Annotated in this window: 15 protein-coding genes and 3 tRNA genes; 8 read left to right on the top strand and 10 right to left on the bottom strand. The window is 61.1% G+C overall.

The annotated features are described in order from the left end of the window. Positions 1–97: 97 nt before the first annotated feature. Positions 98–172 (top strand) — tRNA-Glu (locus tag M653_RS0131430). A gap of 217 nt (positions 173–389) precedes the next feature. After that, the gene (locus M653_RS0131425; protein WP_027146826.1) at positions 390–1,529 is read left to right on the top strand and encodes a hypothetical protein; all 1,140 of its coding nucleotides are present in this window, start codon (positions 390–392) and stop codon (positions 1,527–1,529) included. Positions 1,530–1,631: 102 nt separating this feature from the next. On the opposite strand, the gene M653_RS0131420 is transcribed toward M653_RS0131425, so the two are convergent. The 6 genes from M653_RS0131420 to M653_RS0131395 form a co-directional block, all read right to left on the bottom strand. Then, positions 1,632–1,707: transfer RNA gene (locus M653_RS0131420), tRNA-Cys, on the bottom strand. Positions 1,708–1,927: 220 nt separating this feature from the next. After that, positions 1,928–2,332: a TadE/TadG family type IV pilus assembly protein gene (locus tag M653_RS0131415; protein WP_027146825.1), complete on the bottom strand. Its 405-nt coding sequence runs from the start codon at positions 2,330–2,332 to the stop codon at positions 1,928–1,930. Next, complete coding sequence (locus M653_RS0131410; RefSeq protein ID WP_027146824.1) at positions 2,322–2,771, bottom strand: TadE/TadG family type IV pilus assembly protein; 450 nt, start codon at positions 2,769–2,771, stop codon at positions 2,322–2,324. Before M653_RS0131410 ends, M653_RS0131415 begins: the two co-directional genes overlap by 11 nt. Continuing rightward, positions 2,768–4,006: a pilus assembly protein TadG-related protein gene (locus M653_RS0131405; protein ID WP_027146823.1), complete on the bottom strand. Its 1,239-nt coding sequence runs from the start codon at positions 4,004–4,006 to the stop codon at positions 2,768–2,770. The genes M653_RS0131410 and M653_RS0131405 overlap by 4 nt, the downstream gene beginning before the upstream one ends. A gap of 196 nt (positions 4,007–4,202) precedes the next feature. Next, positions 4,203–4,466: a DUF6074 family protein gene (locus M653_RS0131400; RefSeq protein ID WP_027146822.1), complete on the bottom strand. Its 264-nt coding sequence runs from the start codon at positions 4,464–4,466 to the stop codon at positions 4,203–4,205. A gap of 164 nt (positions 4,467–4,630) precedes the next feature. Further along, a complete protein-coding gene (locus tag M653_RS0131395) occupies positions 4,631–4,927 on the bottom strand; it encodes a DUF982 domain-containing protein (protein WP_027146821.1) in 297 nt (98 codons plus the stop codon). A 364-nt stretch (positions 4,928–5,291) separates the two neighbouring features. On the opposite strand from M653_RS0131395, the gene map reads away from it, so the two are divergent. Together map and radC are read left to right on the top strand one after the other, a co-directional pair. After that, complete coding sequence (map, locus tag M653_RS0131385; protein WP_027146820.1) at positions 5,292–6,119, top strand: type I methionyl aminopeptidase; 828 nt, start codon at positions 5,292–5,294, stop codon at positions 6,117–6,119. 362 nt (positions 6,120–6,481) lie between these two features. Beyond that, on the top strand, positions 6,482–7,240 hold the full coding sequence (radC, locus tag M653_RS0131380; RefSeq protein ID WP_027146819.1) for a DNA repair protein RadC: 759 nt from the start codon (positions 6,482–6,484) through the stop codon (positions 7,238–7,240). A 155-nt stretch (positions 7,241–7,395) separates the two neighbouring features. Here the strand turns inward: radC and M653_RS0131375 are convergent, their stop codons facing one another. Together M653_RS0131375 and tig are read right to left on the bottom strand one after the other, a co-directional pair. Then, on the bottom strand, positions 7,396–7,896 hold the full coding sequence (locus M653_RS0131375; RefSeq protein WP_245262420.1) for a hypothetical protein: 501 nt from the start codon (positions 7,894–7,896) through the stop codon (positions 7,396–7,398). A 175-nt stretch (positions 7,897–8,071) separates the two neighbouring features. Next, entirely contained in the window at positions 8,072–9,547 is a 1,476-nt protein-coding gene (gene tig, locus M653_RS0131370; protein WP_027146817.1) for a trigger factor, read from the bottom strand. 359 nt (positions 9,548–9,906) lie between these two features. On the opposite strand from tig, the gene M653_RS0131365 reads away from it, so the two are divergent. Beyond that, positions 9,907–9,991, top strand: a tRNA-Leu gene (locus tag M653_RS0131365). 148 nt (positions 9,992–10,139) lie between these two features. Beyond that, positions 10,140–10,838 carry a class I SAM-dependent methyltransferase gene (locus tag M653_RS0131360; RefSeq protein WP_198028860.1) on the top strand — a complete coding sequence of 233 codons (699 nt, stop codon included), beginning with the start codon at positions 10,140–10,142 and terminating at the stop codon, positions 10,836–10,838. Between the two features lie 25 nt (positions 10,839–10,863). Here M653_RS0131360 and M653_RS0131355 read toward each other — a convergent pair whose 3' ends face one another. Further along, a complete protein-coding gene (locus tag M653_RS0131355; RefSeq protein WP_027146815.1) occupies positions 10,864–11,448 on the bottom strand; it encodes a GDYXXLXY domain-containing protein in 585 nt (194 codons plus the stop codon). Next, positions 11,445–12,563, bottom strand: a complete 1,119-nt coding sequence (locus M653_RS0131350; protein ID WP_027146814.1) for a DUF2157 domain-containing protein — start codon at positions 12,561–12,563, stop codon at positions 11,445–11,447. The genes M653_RS0131355 and M653_RS0131350 overlap by 4 nt, the downstream gene beginning before the upstream one ends. Positions 12,564–12,796: 233 nt before the next feature. Between M653_RS0131350 and M653_RS1000000136490 the strand changes: the two genes are divergently transcribed. Both M653_RS1000000136490 and M653_RS1000000136485 read left to right on the top strand, forming a co-directional pair. Continuing rightward, complete coding sequence (locus M653_RS1000000136490; protein ID WP_084637119.1) at positions 12,797–12,937, top strand: DUF1127 domain-containing protein; 141 nt, start codon at positions 12,797–12,799, stop codon at positions 12,935–12,937. A gap of 48 nt (positions 12,938–12,985) precedes the next feature. Continuing rightward, entirely contained in the window at positions 12,986–13,126 is a 141-nt protein-coding gene (locus tag M653_RS1000000136485; protein WP_084637117.1) for a DUF1127 domain-containing protein, read from the top strand. Positions 13,127–13,256 lie beyond the last annotated feature (130 nt).

Raw genomic sequence — 13,256 nt, 5'->3', positions numbered from 1 at the left:
AATCGCTGATTTGGCAGGCTGGAAAAAAGTTGTCCAAGGCGGCACCTAACGGGTTGCCGGTTACGCGCAACGCCAGTATAAGCCGCTTCGTCTGAGCGCGCCCATCGTCTAGCGGTTAGGACACCGCCCTTTCACGGCGGTAACAGGGGTTCGATTCCCCTTGGGCGTACCAGATCTTCCGGACCTCCAGTCCCTCTTCCGATTCTACGCAGCGAACGCCTGGCCGATGCAATTTGGCAGGGGCGGCATCGCGTCGACAACATTGCGGGTTACGGCATCCGTTGCAGCCGATACCCCATGCCTTTCGCGCTAGTCCAGCGCCGCCCGGCTCCTCTGTCTTGTCGATCAGACGGGCCAGTGGTTAAATGGAATACGAAGGGAGCGCTCATATGGCAGTTCACCTTTCGGCGGATATACGCGCTCCCGCGGCAACGCCACCAAGATATCTCTTTGGTCCGCTCGCGGACTTTCTGATGCTCGGCGGCGGCGCATTCCTGATCTTGCCGGCGCTGTACTTCGTGCCACTGAGATACGAAGGTCTCGTGGCGGCGACGATGCTTTTCCTGGCTTATCTGATCAACTATCCGCACTTCGCCCACTCATACCAACTCTTCTACCGCCATTTTGGGCGGAAGCTGCGCGGCGACGGCTACGACAGGAACCTCCAGATCCGCTACATCGTCGCCGGCATCGTCGTTCCCCTGCTCATGGGCGCATTTTTTGCCTACGGCTCGATAACGGCGAACGCCCGGCTGCTGGGCAACGCAACCAACGCGATGTTCTTTTTCGTGGGCTGGCACTACGTCAAGCAAGGCTACGGTATGTTGATGGTGGATGCCGTTCTGAAGCGCAGGTTCTTCACCGATCCGGACAAGAAAATCCTGCTGATCAACAGCTATGCCGTTTGGCTGTTCGCATGGCTTCAGACGAACACGGCGGTCAGGCAGGGAAAATACCTGGGGCTGGAATATTACACGTTTGCCACCCCTGCATGGCTCAACGCGATTGCGCTGTCGGCCGCGGCCGCTTCCACGGCCGCCACTGCCGTGATGCTGATCAATCGTTGGAGCAGGAATGGCGGCAGCCTGCCGTATAACGGCGTCATCGCCTACATCGCGTCCCTATATCTCTGGATTCTGATCGTAAGGGCAAATCCGCTCTGGCTGCTTGTGGTGCCGGCGCTCCATTCCTTGCAGTACCTGGCGGTGGTCTGGCGTTACCAGAGCAATGTCGAGCGTGACGGGCGCAATGCCGAGAAAGTTCCGCCATCCAGAATCCTGTCCATCCTTGGTCCGGCTTACAGGGTGCGGTTTCTGGAGTTCATCAGTGCTGGCCTTCTCCTCGGCGGTCTGGGCTTCTGGCTGGTGCCGACCGTGCTGACGGCCCTTATCCCCTATGACCGGGAAGTCCTGGGATCGTCGCTGTTCTTCTTCATCGTGTTGATTTTCATCAACGTGCACCATTACTTCCTCGACAATGTGATGTGGCGCCGCGGCAACCCCGAAGTGTCGAAATATCTGTTCCGTTAGAACTTTTTTTGCGCTCGAGCGGAAACGCTTTGCGTAATGCGGAAATGGACCAGGGATGGATCCACTCCCGCCCGATCCACCAGTCCATCAGCTTCGGAATTTTGGAGGCCTCGCCTCGGAATCGAACCGAGGCTTCCGAGATTTGCAGTCTCTAGCGTAGCCGCTCCGCCACGAGGCCATACGTGCTCTGGTAACGGGCAGAAGTTTAAAGATCCTTGATGTCTTGGATAGAATTTCGGCTACGCCCACTGTGGAAAAGAGCCCGTCACGCGGCAGAAAAGCGCCGACCCATGACTCCTTTGCCAGACTTGAATTGCATACCCGTCAACGAGGGGAACTCATACAGCCCGGCCGCAGGGCTCGAGGCCAGCAGATTCGCGGTCTGGCAGACTACGTGGCTAACCGCCGACCAGCGGCACGGTAACGGTCGTCGTGTAATTGATCGGGTAGGCGTTGAAATATGGGAAATCTATGACGAACGCATAGGCAGCGGTCAGGTGCGCCATGCGAAAGCCGCCGGTCGCCGGGTCGGTGGCGATCGTGACGTTCACATTCTTCAGACCCAGCGCAAGCAGTTTCTGCGTCGCGATCGCCTGGATGTCGGCCTGGGTCAGCGTGTTGTTAAGCTGCAGGGACCGTGCGGACGCCTCCAGCGTGTAGCGAACGCTGGAGGCCGAATTCATCGACCAGCCGAAGGCGAAGATTCCGAACAGCAGCATGATAAGGAACGGTGCGATCAGCGCGAATTCGAGCGCAGCTCCGCCCGATCGATCGGCCCTGAAGCTTCCCGCATTACCGAACACGGATCAGCTCCTGGTGGCCGATCGTGCTGGGGGCGGAAAAGACGCCGAAGGTGAAGGGCGGGGTCCACGTCGCCGATGCGTCGATCTGGACAAAGACCGACGGTGCCTTCGGCCCGCTGCACAAGGTCGAGGCGTCGACCACGGTCGTCCCGCATTTGTAGATCCGGCTCAGCGTGACCTGACCGTCGCCCGGCATCCTCTCCCAGTTCGCCAGTGCCGCGGCCCGCGTCGCACTATCGTCGGCGGAGCCCGCCAAGACCATGTTCGCCGCCGTCTTCACGCCGGCACGCATCGACAGCGAACTGGTGACGTATGACCAGCCGTCGGCGATGCCTAGCAGTACCACGCAAAGGATGGGCAGGACCATCGCGAACTCAACCGCGGCAGCGCCCGCGTCTTCGCGAATGGCTGGGATCAATCGATGGGCCACGCGCTTCATTCGACAATCGCGACCGACGCCGCCGCGGGGATGTCCTTCATTCCCAGGCTCGAGCAGTCCTGGTTGATCGTGGAATTGCCAGACCACTGGATAGTGTCGGCCACAACCTGCGTGCAGCCATTGTTGCCTGAGAAATTGCCGAGGTAGTTGACCTGCTGCTTGGGGAAATAGATGGCGCCGGTCAGCAAGGATGTTGCCGTACCGTTGAAGGTACTCTGCGCCGCCGTGCCTGTCCTGTCACCGTAGAACAGCATGCCGGAATAGGTGCCCGACTGCGGCGCGCTGAGCGTCACGGTCGCGTTCCCGTTCATGCTGACGGTGCTGCTGCCCGCCATGAAGATGGTCACGCCGTCGCCTTGGATGACCGCGCCCGCGTTGATTTTCAAATTGCCCTGGACAACATAAACGCCGGGAGAAAGCGTGACATTGCCGTTGAGGCTCATGCCACTGCAATAGGTCCCGGGCTGGATCGTTTGGGTCGACTTGCCTCCGTTGACATTTTGGCATGGGTTGCTGGCGGCGGGCGCTGGCACGCTGGCGAACGGATCGGGTATGGGCAAGGCCTGGGTAATCGGCGCCTTGCAGATCGTGGTCACCGGATTATTCAGCACGACGCCGCCCGCCGAGATCAGGCAGTCGGCCGTGAGAGCCGCCGATCCCTGCACCTTGATGGCGTCGCTGGCGATCGAATTCGTCATGATGACGCAGCCGTTGAGCGTCATGCTGGTGCTGCCGGAGAAGAGCACCGACTGCGGTGCCGACGGATTGAGCGCCCGGAGGCAAGCCTTGGAGGCGTCGGTGATGAGCGCCACCGCCCTCGCCTGTTCTGGAACCTGGCTCTGAGTGAAGATCAAGGTGAACATCCGGTCGAGATTCTGGCCGAGGACCACCTCGACGGCCTTTTTGGCAATGTTCGGCCCTGACGTCGGCGGCGTATTGACGACGATGGTGCCGTTCCCGAGGCCGTTGTCCGTCGCCGACTGGGTCGCGGCCGCGACGATCGTCGGCGTGTCGGAACCCGCGATCTTCTCCAGCGCGCCGGCATAGGCCGCGGCATCCGCCGTGGCCTGCAATCTCAAGCTGTTGTAGTACCAATAGGAGGTTTCAACGCCAAAACCCGCCGCACCGACAACGATCGGCAGGGTAAGGGCAAAGATGGTGGCGACGTTCGCGGCTCTGCTGCGGTGCATGCCGGCCGCCACGAGCCGAATCCGGGTGAAGCAGTTGAACAGCATGATCAATTAGAAAGCATGCATGTATGAATGAACGGCTAAAAAGTTCGATTCACTTTCTACGAGGCGGCCATTGGCTAGCAGCCATTGGCTCCAACAGCCGGCCTCGGCACGCGGACCTTCTCGGCACGCCATGGAGGGCAAATGACGCATTTCCGGCGTCGCCAAGCGTGCAGCCTGCTTGCGGGCAGGATTTACTTCAGGCGGTAAGGATCGGGACCTCTTCCACGGTCGCACCAGCCGATAATTCTCTTTGAACGGCAAGGAAGAACCTGCGCACTTCATCACCGGCTGCCGTTCTGTCCCTGCCCGTCCCGACAATGAGATCGAGCAACTCCGCCGCCTTTGTCTTCCAGAACGAGGTGGCGGTCTCGCCATGCAGATTGCCGAGCTTGGCGGCAACTTCCCTGACCAAGAACAGCTGACGATCGATCGGGAACGCACGGACTTTTTCTGAGGACATCTTCCGACCCATGAAACTGACGCAACGAATCAACCATTGCCGAACAATCAATGGCTAACCGCGAAGGTGGAAACGGAAGCTTAACAGCGCCGGCCAATGCATCGGCGCAAGCGAATCGTCATGCACACTCAAGCTGAACTGGTTCCCCCCACTCGATGAAGCCCTCAGGCCTGCAGCGCTCTCGCCTCGCCGCCGCGCCTGCGCTGCGCCATCATGTCGCCGGCCATCAGTCCGGCAACGCGGCAGAACGCCATGAACGCCCGGCAGGCGTCTTCGGTCTCGACCACATCGACCGTGGCACCGAAACAGGCATTGAAGGCTTTCTGATACACCGGTCCCTGCCGGCGCGCCGGCCAGTCCTGCAGAAAATCGAGCGCCTGCTCGACGCTGTAGATTTCCTCGACGGGCAAGCCGGGGCCTGGTGCGATGCGCACCGGCACCTCGAATTGCAATCTGTCCATCCGACATCTCCCGACCGGCATCGCCCGACCGGCATCGCCCAAGCAACGCCGCTCATCGTCAAAAGTTGCTTTGTGCGGTGTGCCACGGAAATGTGTCGTCACTGCGGAAAACTTTTGCTGCATATGGCAAAGGAAGGCCTGCCGGCATGGAGCGGCCCGGCAGGCCTTTCCGGCGGCGCGATTACTGGTTGGCCGGGTCGGTCTCCGCGTCGAAGGCCGTGCGCCTGACCGGCGGGGCAAGCGAATATCCGGGCCGTTGGGGCCGCATCAGGCAGTTCGTCCTTGAACCTTTCGCCCTCAGGTGCCAAATCTGGTGACATCTCCGCGCCCGCGCTCCTGCGGCGCGCCACCTTCTATGGGCAAAATGGTCACCTATCTCGACGCCGCCACGGCACCGCTCAGAAACACCGGCCAGATCCGCCTTTATGGCGAGGAAGGCTTTGCCGGCATGCGCAAGGCATGCGACCTCACCGCGCGCTGCCTGGACGAGCTGGTGCCGATGGTCGGCCCCGGCGTCACCACCGACACCATCGACCGTTTCGTCTTCGAGTTCGGCATGGACCACGGCGCACTGCCGGCCACGCTCAACTATCGCGGCTACACGAAATCGTCCTGCACCTCGATCAACCATGTCGTCTGTCACGGCATTCCCGACAACAAGCCGCTGAAGGATGGCGATATCGTCAACATCGACGTGACCTACATCCTCGACGGCTGGCACGGCGATTCCTCGCGCATGTATCCGGTCGGCACGATCAAGCGGGCAGCCGAACGCCTGCTCGAGGTCACCCACGAATGCCTGATGCGCGGCATCGCCGCCGTCAGGCCGGGCGCGCGCACCGGTGTCATCGGCGCCGCCATCCAGACCTACGCCGAAGCCGAGCGCTGCTCGGTGGTGCGCGATTTCTGCGGCCACGGCGTCGGTCAGCTGTTCCACGACGCTCCCAACATCCTGCACTACGGCAATGCCAATGAAGGCGTGGAAATGCGCCCCGGCATGATCTTCACCATCGAGCCGATGATCAACCTCGGCCGGCCGCATGTGAAGGTCCTGTCGGACGGCTGGACGGCGGTGACACGCGACCGCTCGCTGTCGGCGCAATACGAGCACACGATCGGCGTGACCGACACCGGCTGCGAGATTTTTACTTTGTCGCCCAAAAAGCTCGACCGCCCCGGCTTGCCGGTCTAGGAGGCCGTCGCGAGGTTTTGGATGGCGGCCTATTTCCAGTGTTTGCGTGGCCGCCAGTCTTCGCCCTCGTCCTGGTCTCGTAACCAGCGCATTATTTCCCGGCAACTGTGCGGACGGCCATCGCTGACCCTGCCATCGCGCAGGATACGAATGAGCCTGGGCATCTTGGTTGCCTCCGAATGGGGCGTCATCGATGACGACACGGCGAGCTTGCGCGACTCCCATTGCCGCAACATTGCGCGGAAGGCGGAGGCCATCCATTCCTTGCCGCCGAAAAGACCTCGACCGCCCCTGCCCGCCGTCCTAGTATTTCGTGGGGATCGGCGATCATTGCTCAGCTGCGGGCTGGATATGGGCGGCACATGGCGACACAAGGCGACGACGACGAACGGAGCTTCTTCTCCGAGGTGCCGGTGCGGCCGGCGAGAGCCAAGGCGGCAGTCGATGAAAAACCGCATTATCTCGGCCATCGCGATCGTCTGCGCGAGCGCTTTGCCTCGGCCGGTCCGGATGCCTTGCCCGACTATGAGCTTCTGGAACTCCTGCTCTTCCGCCTGATCCCGCGCACCGACACCAAGCCGGTCGCCAAGGCGCTGCTGGCCCGCTTCGGCACCCTAGCCGAAGTGCTCGGCGCGCCCGTCGGCCTGTTGCAGGAGGTCAAGGGCATCGGCCCGACCGTGGCGCTCGAGCTGAAGGTCGTCGCGGCAACCGCCCAGCGCATGGCGCGCGGCGAGGTCCATGGCCGCGAAGTCCTGGCCTCATGGCAACAGCTTCTCGACTATTGCCGCTCGGCCATGGCGTTCGAGGCGCGCGAGCAGTTCCGCATCCTGTTCCTCGACAAGAAGAACGCGCTGATCGCCGACGAAGTGCAGCAGACCGGCACGGTCGATCACACGCCGGTCTATCCCAGGGAAGTGGTCAAGCGCGCGCTCGAACTGTCGGCCACCGCGATCATCCTGGTCCACAACCACCCCTCGGGCGACCCAACACCGTCGCGCGCCGATATCGAGATGACGAAGGAGATCATCGAAGCGGCCAAGCGGCTGGGTATTTCCGTGCACGACCACATCATCATCGGGCGAAAGGGCTATTCCAGCATGAAGGGGTTGTTGCTGATCTGAGTCCGGAATCCCGCGAGGCAGCGCCGCCAGAGCGCCGGATGATGCCTTGGCTGGAATTTGAAATCATTCAATCTTGGAAGAACGATGCCGGTATCGCGCACTTTTCGGATCAATCTTCCGGTAGCAACAGCCCAAAAGGCTGCCCCTTTTCACAATCAAGGCGGATCGGTCTTGCAGTTGCCGGCAATCTGTCTGACCGCCTCACCGAAGCCGGCCAGGTCGAAATCGGCCTGGCCGCGTCCGGACAGCAGCCCGAAGCGCCACGACAGCAGCAGGCGGTTTGCCGGGACGAGGCGCTTGATTGCCTCGGCGCCGTCGCGCATCAGCAGCCTGCCGCGTGTGCCGACGGACCAGCTCTCATCGAATTTGTTGTCGCCGTCGATGGTGACCGACATGGTGATTTTCCGGCTGGCGGAAACCGCGTCGTTCAATTGCAGCCATTCGGTCCAAGCCGGCTCGCCGTCCGCACGGCAGGCAATGGTCAGCACCGGGCTGTAGCTCAGCGCACCGCCCCCGGTGATCAGCTTGTTGGTGGCATAGACCGATGCGGTGACGAGGCCGTCATTGCCGGTGTCGAAACGCCAATTGTCCGTACCGGCCCCGGCAGCGCCGCAAGCCAAGGCCAGGAAAAACACCGTGGCGGCAGCGCGCCTCATTTCCACGAACACCCCCAACGACATCACCAACTACCTCTGGTCTTCCAACCAATCAGATAATGATCAAGGCTTCGTGTCGCCACCGGTGCCCATCAGGAACGAATCCGATGTTGCAGTTTCGCAACGAAAAAGGCCGCCCGGAGGCGGCCTTTCGGAATTCGTCGGAACGTGCGCCCTATTCGGCGTCCTTGGCCGCCTTTTTCTTCGGTGCGGCTTTCTTCTTCGGCTCTTCCGCGTCGTCGGCTTTCTTGTCGTCAGCCTTCTTCGCGGCGGCCTTCTTGGCCGGCTTCGCCTTGGTCGCGGTTTCGGCCTCCTCGTCGTCGGCCATCAGCTCTTCCTTGCTGACCTTGACGTCGGTGACCGAGATCTGTTCGAGCAGGTGGTCGACAACCTTCTCCTCGAACATCGGCGCCCTGAGCGCGTTCAGCGCCTCGGGGTTGCTGCGGTAGAACTCGAAGGCTTCCTGCTGCTGGTTGGCCGGGAAGCGGCGAACCTGCTCGAACAGGCCGCGCTGCAGTTCCTCGTCCGACACGGTGACGCCGGCCTTCTCGCCGATCTCGGCCAACACGAGGCCGAGGCGCACGCGGCGCTCGGCAAGGCGCATATATTCGGCGCGCGCCTCTTCCTCGGTCGTCTCTTCGTCGGCGAAGGTGCGGCCGGCGGCTTCCAGGTCGCGGTTGACCTGTGCCCAGATGTTGTTGAATTCCGCCTCGACGAGCTTCGACGGCGCTTCGAACGAATAGGCCGCATCGAGCTGATCGAGCAACTGGCGCTTGACCTTCTGGCGCGTCATCGAGCCGAACTGGTTCTCGATCTGGCCGCGCACGATGTCACGCAGGCGCTCGAGCGACTCCAGGCCAAGGTTCTTGGCGGTCTCGTCGTTGATTTCCAGTTCGCCGGGCTTCGACACTTCTTTGACCGTGACGTCGAAGGTCGCTTCCTTGCCGGCCAGATGCGCTGCCTGGTAGTTGTCCGGGAAGGTCACGGTGACCTGCTTCTCGTCGCCGGCCTTGGTGCCGATCAGCTGCTCCTCGAAGCCCGGAATGAACTCCTTGGAGCCCAGCACCAGCGGCTGATCATTGCCGGCGCCGCCTGCGAAAGCCTCGCCGGCGATCTTGCCGACATAGTCGATCGAGACGCGGTCGCCCTCGGCGGCCTTACCGGTCTTCGGCTCGTAGCTGCGGGCCGATTCAGCGACGCGCTTGACCTGGTCGTCGATCTCCGAATCCGGAACGTCGAACACCTGGCGCGTTACCTTGATGTCGGAGAAATCCTTGATCTCGATCGCCGGAATGACCTCATAGTTGAGGCGGAATTCGAAGTCGGCGCCGCCGGCCAGGATCTTCTCGGCTTCCTTCTCGTCCTCGGTCATGATGACCTCGGGCTGCATGGCTGCCTTTTCGCCGCGTCCGGTGATGATCGAACGGGTCGAGTCGTTGAGGATCTCGTTGACCACCTCGGCCATGAACGACTTGCCATAAACCTTGCGCAGGTGCTGCACCGGCACCTTGCCCGGACGGAAGCCGTTGATGCGAACCTTGTCGCGGGCGTCCGACAGCCGCGCCATCAGCTTGGCTTCCATGTCACCGGCCGGCACGGTGATCTTGATCTCGCGCTTGAGACCGGAATTGAGTGTTTCGGTGACCTGCATCGTAAAACCTTTGTTTTCACCAATGAGGCTGCCAAACGGCTCCCTGCCGTTTACAGCCTGCCGGTAATTCTTGCCGGGAATGGCTTTGGTACGGAACCTGGCGATTTGACCGGAAATGCGGCTCAAACTCTCCCAAACTGCGTTCCAAAATGTGAATAAGTTCTTGTTTTTCCTACTTCTTATCACATCTTGTAGAAGCGGATCGTCGCGTCCCGTCACATTTGACACGCCTTTTGTCACAGGCGAGCCTAATTTTCAACAGTCTTCGCGTTTAGGCGAATAACCAACATTTCGGCCCTGACCCGACATCTTGTCTCCGACATTGACAGAATGATGGCTACATGGGATTGCCGGGTCATGCGGATGTGGCGGAACTGGTAGACGCCCTGGATTTAGGTTCCAGTGCCGAAAGGCGTGGGGGTTCGAGTCCCTTCATCCGCACCAACCCCACATGAGCGTTTGGCTCCGCCTCATCCCGGATCTGTTGCCATCGTCCGCGGCCGAAAGCCCGTGAAAAGTGCTACCGATCGATCGCTTGAGAGATTGCCGATAATGAGGTCAACTCATTGTCGGGAATGGCGGGACAATGATCATGCTTGAATACTGGAACAAGGCCCACATCTGTGGGCTGCTCTCGGTGCGCTTCGGGCTCACAAGTTACCTGGAGATCAACACGAGCACTACGGGCTTCAGGTATATAGAAGCATCACAATTGGGTTTTCAGCCCTGCATGCGCCTAGTGTATCGGGCAACTGAGCCGCCAGTCGATGGCCTCCCCGTGGATTTCACCTCCACAGACGAGGATATTGCGGCATGTCTCAATGACGTGCGCCTAAAGGGGCAGACATTCGACATTGTGTTCGTTGATCCGCACCACACATACGAGTGCTCGGCGCGCGATATCCGGGAAGCCTTCCGCATGGTCTCGCCCGGGGGTGCCGTGGTGGTGCATGACTGCCTGCCCCCAAACCGGACCGCTGCCAATCCCTCCTTTTTCCTCGGTGAGTGGTGCGGCGTGACCTACAAGGCATTTATTGATTTCGTTCTGGGCAATCCGGATCTCGACTATTTCACTGTGGATGCCGACTACGGCTGTGGCGTCATCCTGAAACCCAAGGGGGCCGTCGCCAAGGTAAAGAACTGGCTGCGCGCACGGCGCGTTCGCGCATTGAGAGACGAATGGCGAGCGATCGGGAATGATTTCGACGCGGCATTCGACAGATTCGTGACCGACAAAATCAGACTCCTCCGCATTGTCGACTTTCGACTGCTTCGCCGAAAACTTCTCTGAAATCACATTATGGGCGCGATGGACATCAATAAAGCGGCTCCTCGAACAGCGTCTTGTCGCCATCCACCAGCGCCTTGATCTGCGCCGTGCCATCGGCAGCGAGCGCCAGCTTGATCCCGAACGGGCGCACCCGCATGTCGCCCTGAATCGCCAGCCCTTCGCCTTCGGGCAGGTAGAACCGTTCGATGCCGTAATCCGCCGCGATCGTCATGCCTTCGCCGCGAAGGTCCCAACCCGCGGCGACATGGCCCGAAATGTCGGCCTCCTCTGCGCTGGCCGGGCCCGGCGCCTTGCCGAACCAGGCGATGCTCGGTGTCCAGTACCCATCGGCGCCCTTCTTCAGCCGGACCACGATCGGTGTGTCGTCGCTCGAGAATTTGCCCTCGGGAATGTTGGCGATCATTTTCACCGGTATGCGCGAAATGTCATAGCCGAGGATGATATAGTCGCCGCGCAAGAGGTCGCGCGGATCGACGGGCTCGATCTTCAGCAGCACCTCCTTGCCATTGCGCAGGATCGCCGCCCGTCCGGCGATGATCCAGCTCAGGAATCCGATCTGGACGAGCGTCAGGACCAGTGCCGAGATGACAAGCCTCTTTCCGGTCATCATGCCGTGGCTCCCCCGGTGGCTGGATCCTTCATGCGTTTTTCGACGCGGATGATGACGATCGCAAGCACGCCGAGCAGCACCGCGGCGGCCAGGAAGAAGCCGGCCGTATCGAGCATCGACTGCAAGGTCACGACATAGATGATGGCGAGTTCGAAGGCGAAGCCGAGATAGACGAGCCAACGCAGTCCCCGGCTCTCGTGCCCTGCCAGCACGATTGCCGCGACGATGCCGGCCAGTGCGACGACCGACGCGATGGCGAAACCGCTATTGTAGGTACTTTCGTCGGCCAGTTCGAACTGGATGATGGCCAGGCCGGCGAGGAAGCCAAGCAACGCGTGCAGCGGCAAGCGGCCGCCAAGCCGCACGATCCTGTCGACCGGTTCCGGCGCAAAGACGGCAACAGCGAAAAGCACCACAGAGACAATGACCAGCGGGATCGCCACCGGCAGCGTCGCATGGTCCATCGCCAGCAATACGAGATAGAAGAGCAGCGACAGGATGATTAGGTGCCGCGCCGGCTGGCTGCGGGTCCAGAACGAGACGGCAAACAGCACCACCGCCATGACGACGAAGGCATGCGGAAAGTCGCTACGGCTGTAATAGTCGAACCCTTTCAGGAACAGCCAGGCGTCGGCGATACCGACCGCCGCGACGGTCAGCGGGTTCGACCGCAGCGCGATCGCCGCCAGCGCCGTGCCGGCGCCCCAGGTGACCAGCGCCGAAGCCTCGTCGCCGGACAAATGGTACATCTGGCCAATCAGCGCGATCGAGCCGCCGAACGCGGCCGCTGCCACGATCCACAGGGCTTCGCCGATTGCCGCATGGTCGCGCGTCTTCAGCACCGCGCCGCCGACATAGCCGCCAAGGATGATGGCAAAAAGCGCGGCCACCCGCGCCAGCCGCGGGATCGTTTCCCAATTGGCGGCGACGAAGATAAGGACGGCCGCTCCAAAGAGCAGGGCTGCCATCATCGCCAGTATCGAGCCGAAGCTGAGCGACTGGCGTGCGTTGATGTCGACGTCGCGCCTCAGCACATCAGCCGTCGAGGCGTCGATCAGTCCAGCCTGCCGCCATCGCTCGATGTCGGCCCTGACCCGTGTCGAGTACCCCGCCATGTCCTCACTCCCTCCCGGTCGTCTTTTTAGCCGACGCAGCCAAACCCTTGACGCCACGGCACTTTCTGATTCCGGCTTCTTTGTGTCAGGTCCGTGAAGCCGCGTTAATGTTGCATTGCACAATTTGCATTGCTGCCATGCAGTCATAGCGCTTTTAAATCGATATGGGTCCCCCTATTTATGGTTCGTACACAAACGGAATGATCCGCGAGAAAGACGAAACGAGAACTACCATGAACCTGATCCGCAACTACCGCAACTGGCGCCGCTACCGGGACACCGTTTCCGAGCTGAGCCGCCTGAGCACCCGTGAACTGACCGATCTCGGTATCAGCCGCAGCGACATTCCTTACGTCGCTCGCAAGGCGGTCTAATTCTTCGGACCGCGAATGGTCCGAGCCAGTTTTGAGAAGAGCATGACAATGAACCTGATCCGCAACTATCGTAACTGGCGCGTTTATCGCGAGACAGTTACCGAGCTGGGTCGCCTTTCGAACCGCCAGCTGCATGATCTCGGTATCGTCCGCGACGAAATCAAGATCGTCGCCCGCAAGGCGGTCTAACCAAGGAATTTCGCTGGGGTCGACCTCCTCCCCGACCCAAGCGAAGACGGTCAGCCCTTATCCTCCTCCCAAGGGTTGACCACCAAAACGGCGCCCGCCGCACCTCCTCCCGCGGCGGGCGTTGTTTCCC

Source organism: Mesorhizobium sp. WSM3626, from assembly GCF_000513935.1.
In the GTDB taxonomy this organism is placed as follows: domain Bacteria; phylum Pseudomonadota; class Alphaproteobacteria; order Rhizobiales; family Rhizobiaceae; genus Mesorhizobium; species Mesorhizobium salmacidum.
The sequence above is the reverse complement of the archived record's forward strand: the minus strand, read 5'-3'. Positions and strand labels throughout refer to the sequence as shown.

What these genes read in the sequence shown, in the direction of transcription:
- M653_RS0131350 (WP_027146814.1), bottom strand. Translation starts at nt 12,563, where the DNA reads ATGGCGGGGTACTCGACACGGGTCAGGGCCGACATCGAGCGATGGCGG.
- M653_RS0131395 (WP_027146821.1), bottom strand. Translation starts at nt 4,927, where the DNA reads ATGGACAGATTGCAATTCGAGGTGCCGGTGCGCATCGCACCAGGCCCC.
- M653_RS0131405 (WP_027146823.1), bottom strand. Translation starts at nt 4,006, where the DNA reads ATGCTGTTCAACTGCTTCACCCGGATTCGGCTCGTGGCGGCCGGCATG.
- M653_RS0131410 (WP_027146824.1), bottom strand. Translation starts at nt 2,771, where the DNA reads ATGAAGCGCGTGGCCCATCGATTGATCCCAGCCATTCGCGAAGACGCG.
- M653_RS0131375 (WP_245262420.1), bottom strand. Translation starts at nt 7,896, where the DNA reads ATGAGGCGCGCTGCCGCCACGGTGTTTTTCCTGGCCTTGGCTTGCGGC.
- radC (WP_027146819.1), top strand. Translation starts at nt 6,482, where the DNA reads ATGGCGACACAAGGCGACGACGACGAACGGAGCTTCTTCTCCGAGGTG.
- M653_RS0131425 (WP_027146826.1), top strand. Translation starts at nt 390, where the DNA reads ATGGCAGTTCACCTTTCGGCGGATATACGCGCTCCCGCGGCAACGCCA.
- M653_RS0131360 (WP_198028860.1), top strand. Translation starts at nt 10,140, where the DNA reads ATGCTTGAATACTGGAACAAGGCCCACATCTGTGGGCTGCTCTCGGTG.
- M653_RS0131400 (WP_027146822.1), bottom strand. Translation starts at nt 4,466, where the DNA reads ATGTCCTCAGAAAAAGTCCGTGCGTTCCCGATCGATCGTCAGCTGTTC.
- tig (WP_027146817.1), bottom strand. Translation starts at nt 9,547, where the DNA reads ATGCAGGTCACCGAAACACTCAATTCCGGTCTCAAGCGCGAGATCAAG.
- map (WP_027146820.1), top strand. Translation starts at nt 5,292, where the DNA reads ATGGTCACCTATCTCGACGCCGCCACGGCACCGCTCAGAAACACCGGC.
- M653_RS0131355 (WP_027146815.1), bottom strand. Translation starts at nt 11,448, where the DNA reads ATGATGACCGGAAAGAGGCTTGTCATCTCGGCACTGGTCCTGACGCTC.
- M653_RS1000000136485 (WP_084637117.1), top strand. Translation starts at nt 12,986, where the DNA reads ATGAACCTGATCCGCAACTATCGTAACTGGCGCGTTTATCGCGAGACA.
- M653_RS1000000136490 (WP_084637119.1), top strand. Translation starts at nt 12,797, where the DNA reads ATGAACCTGATCCGCAACTACCGCAACTGGCGCCGCTACCGGGACACC.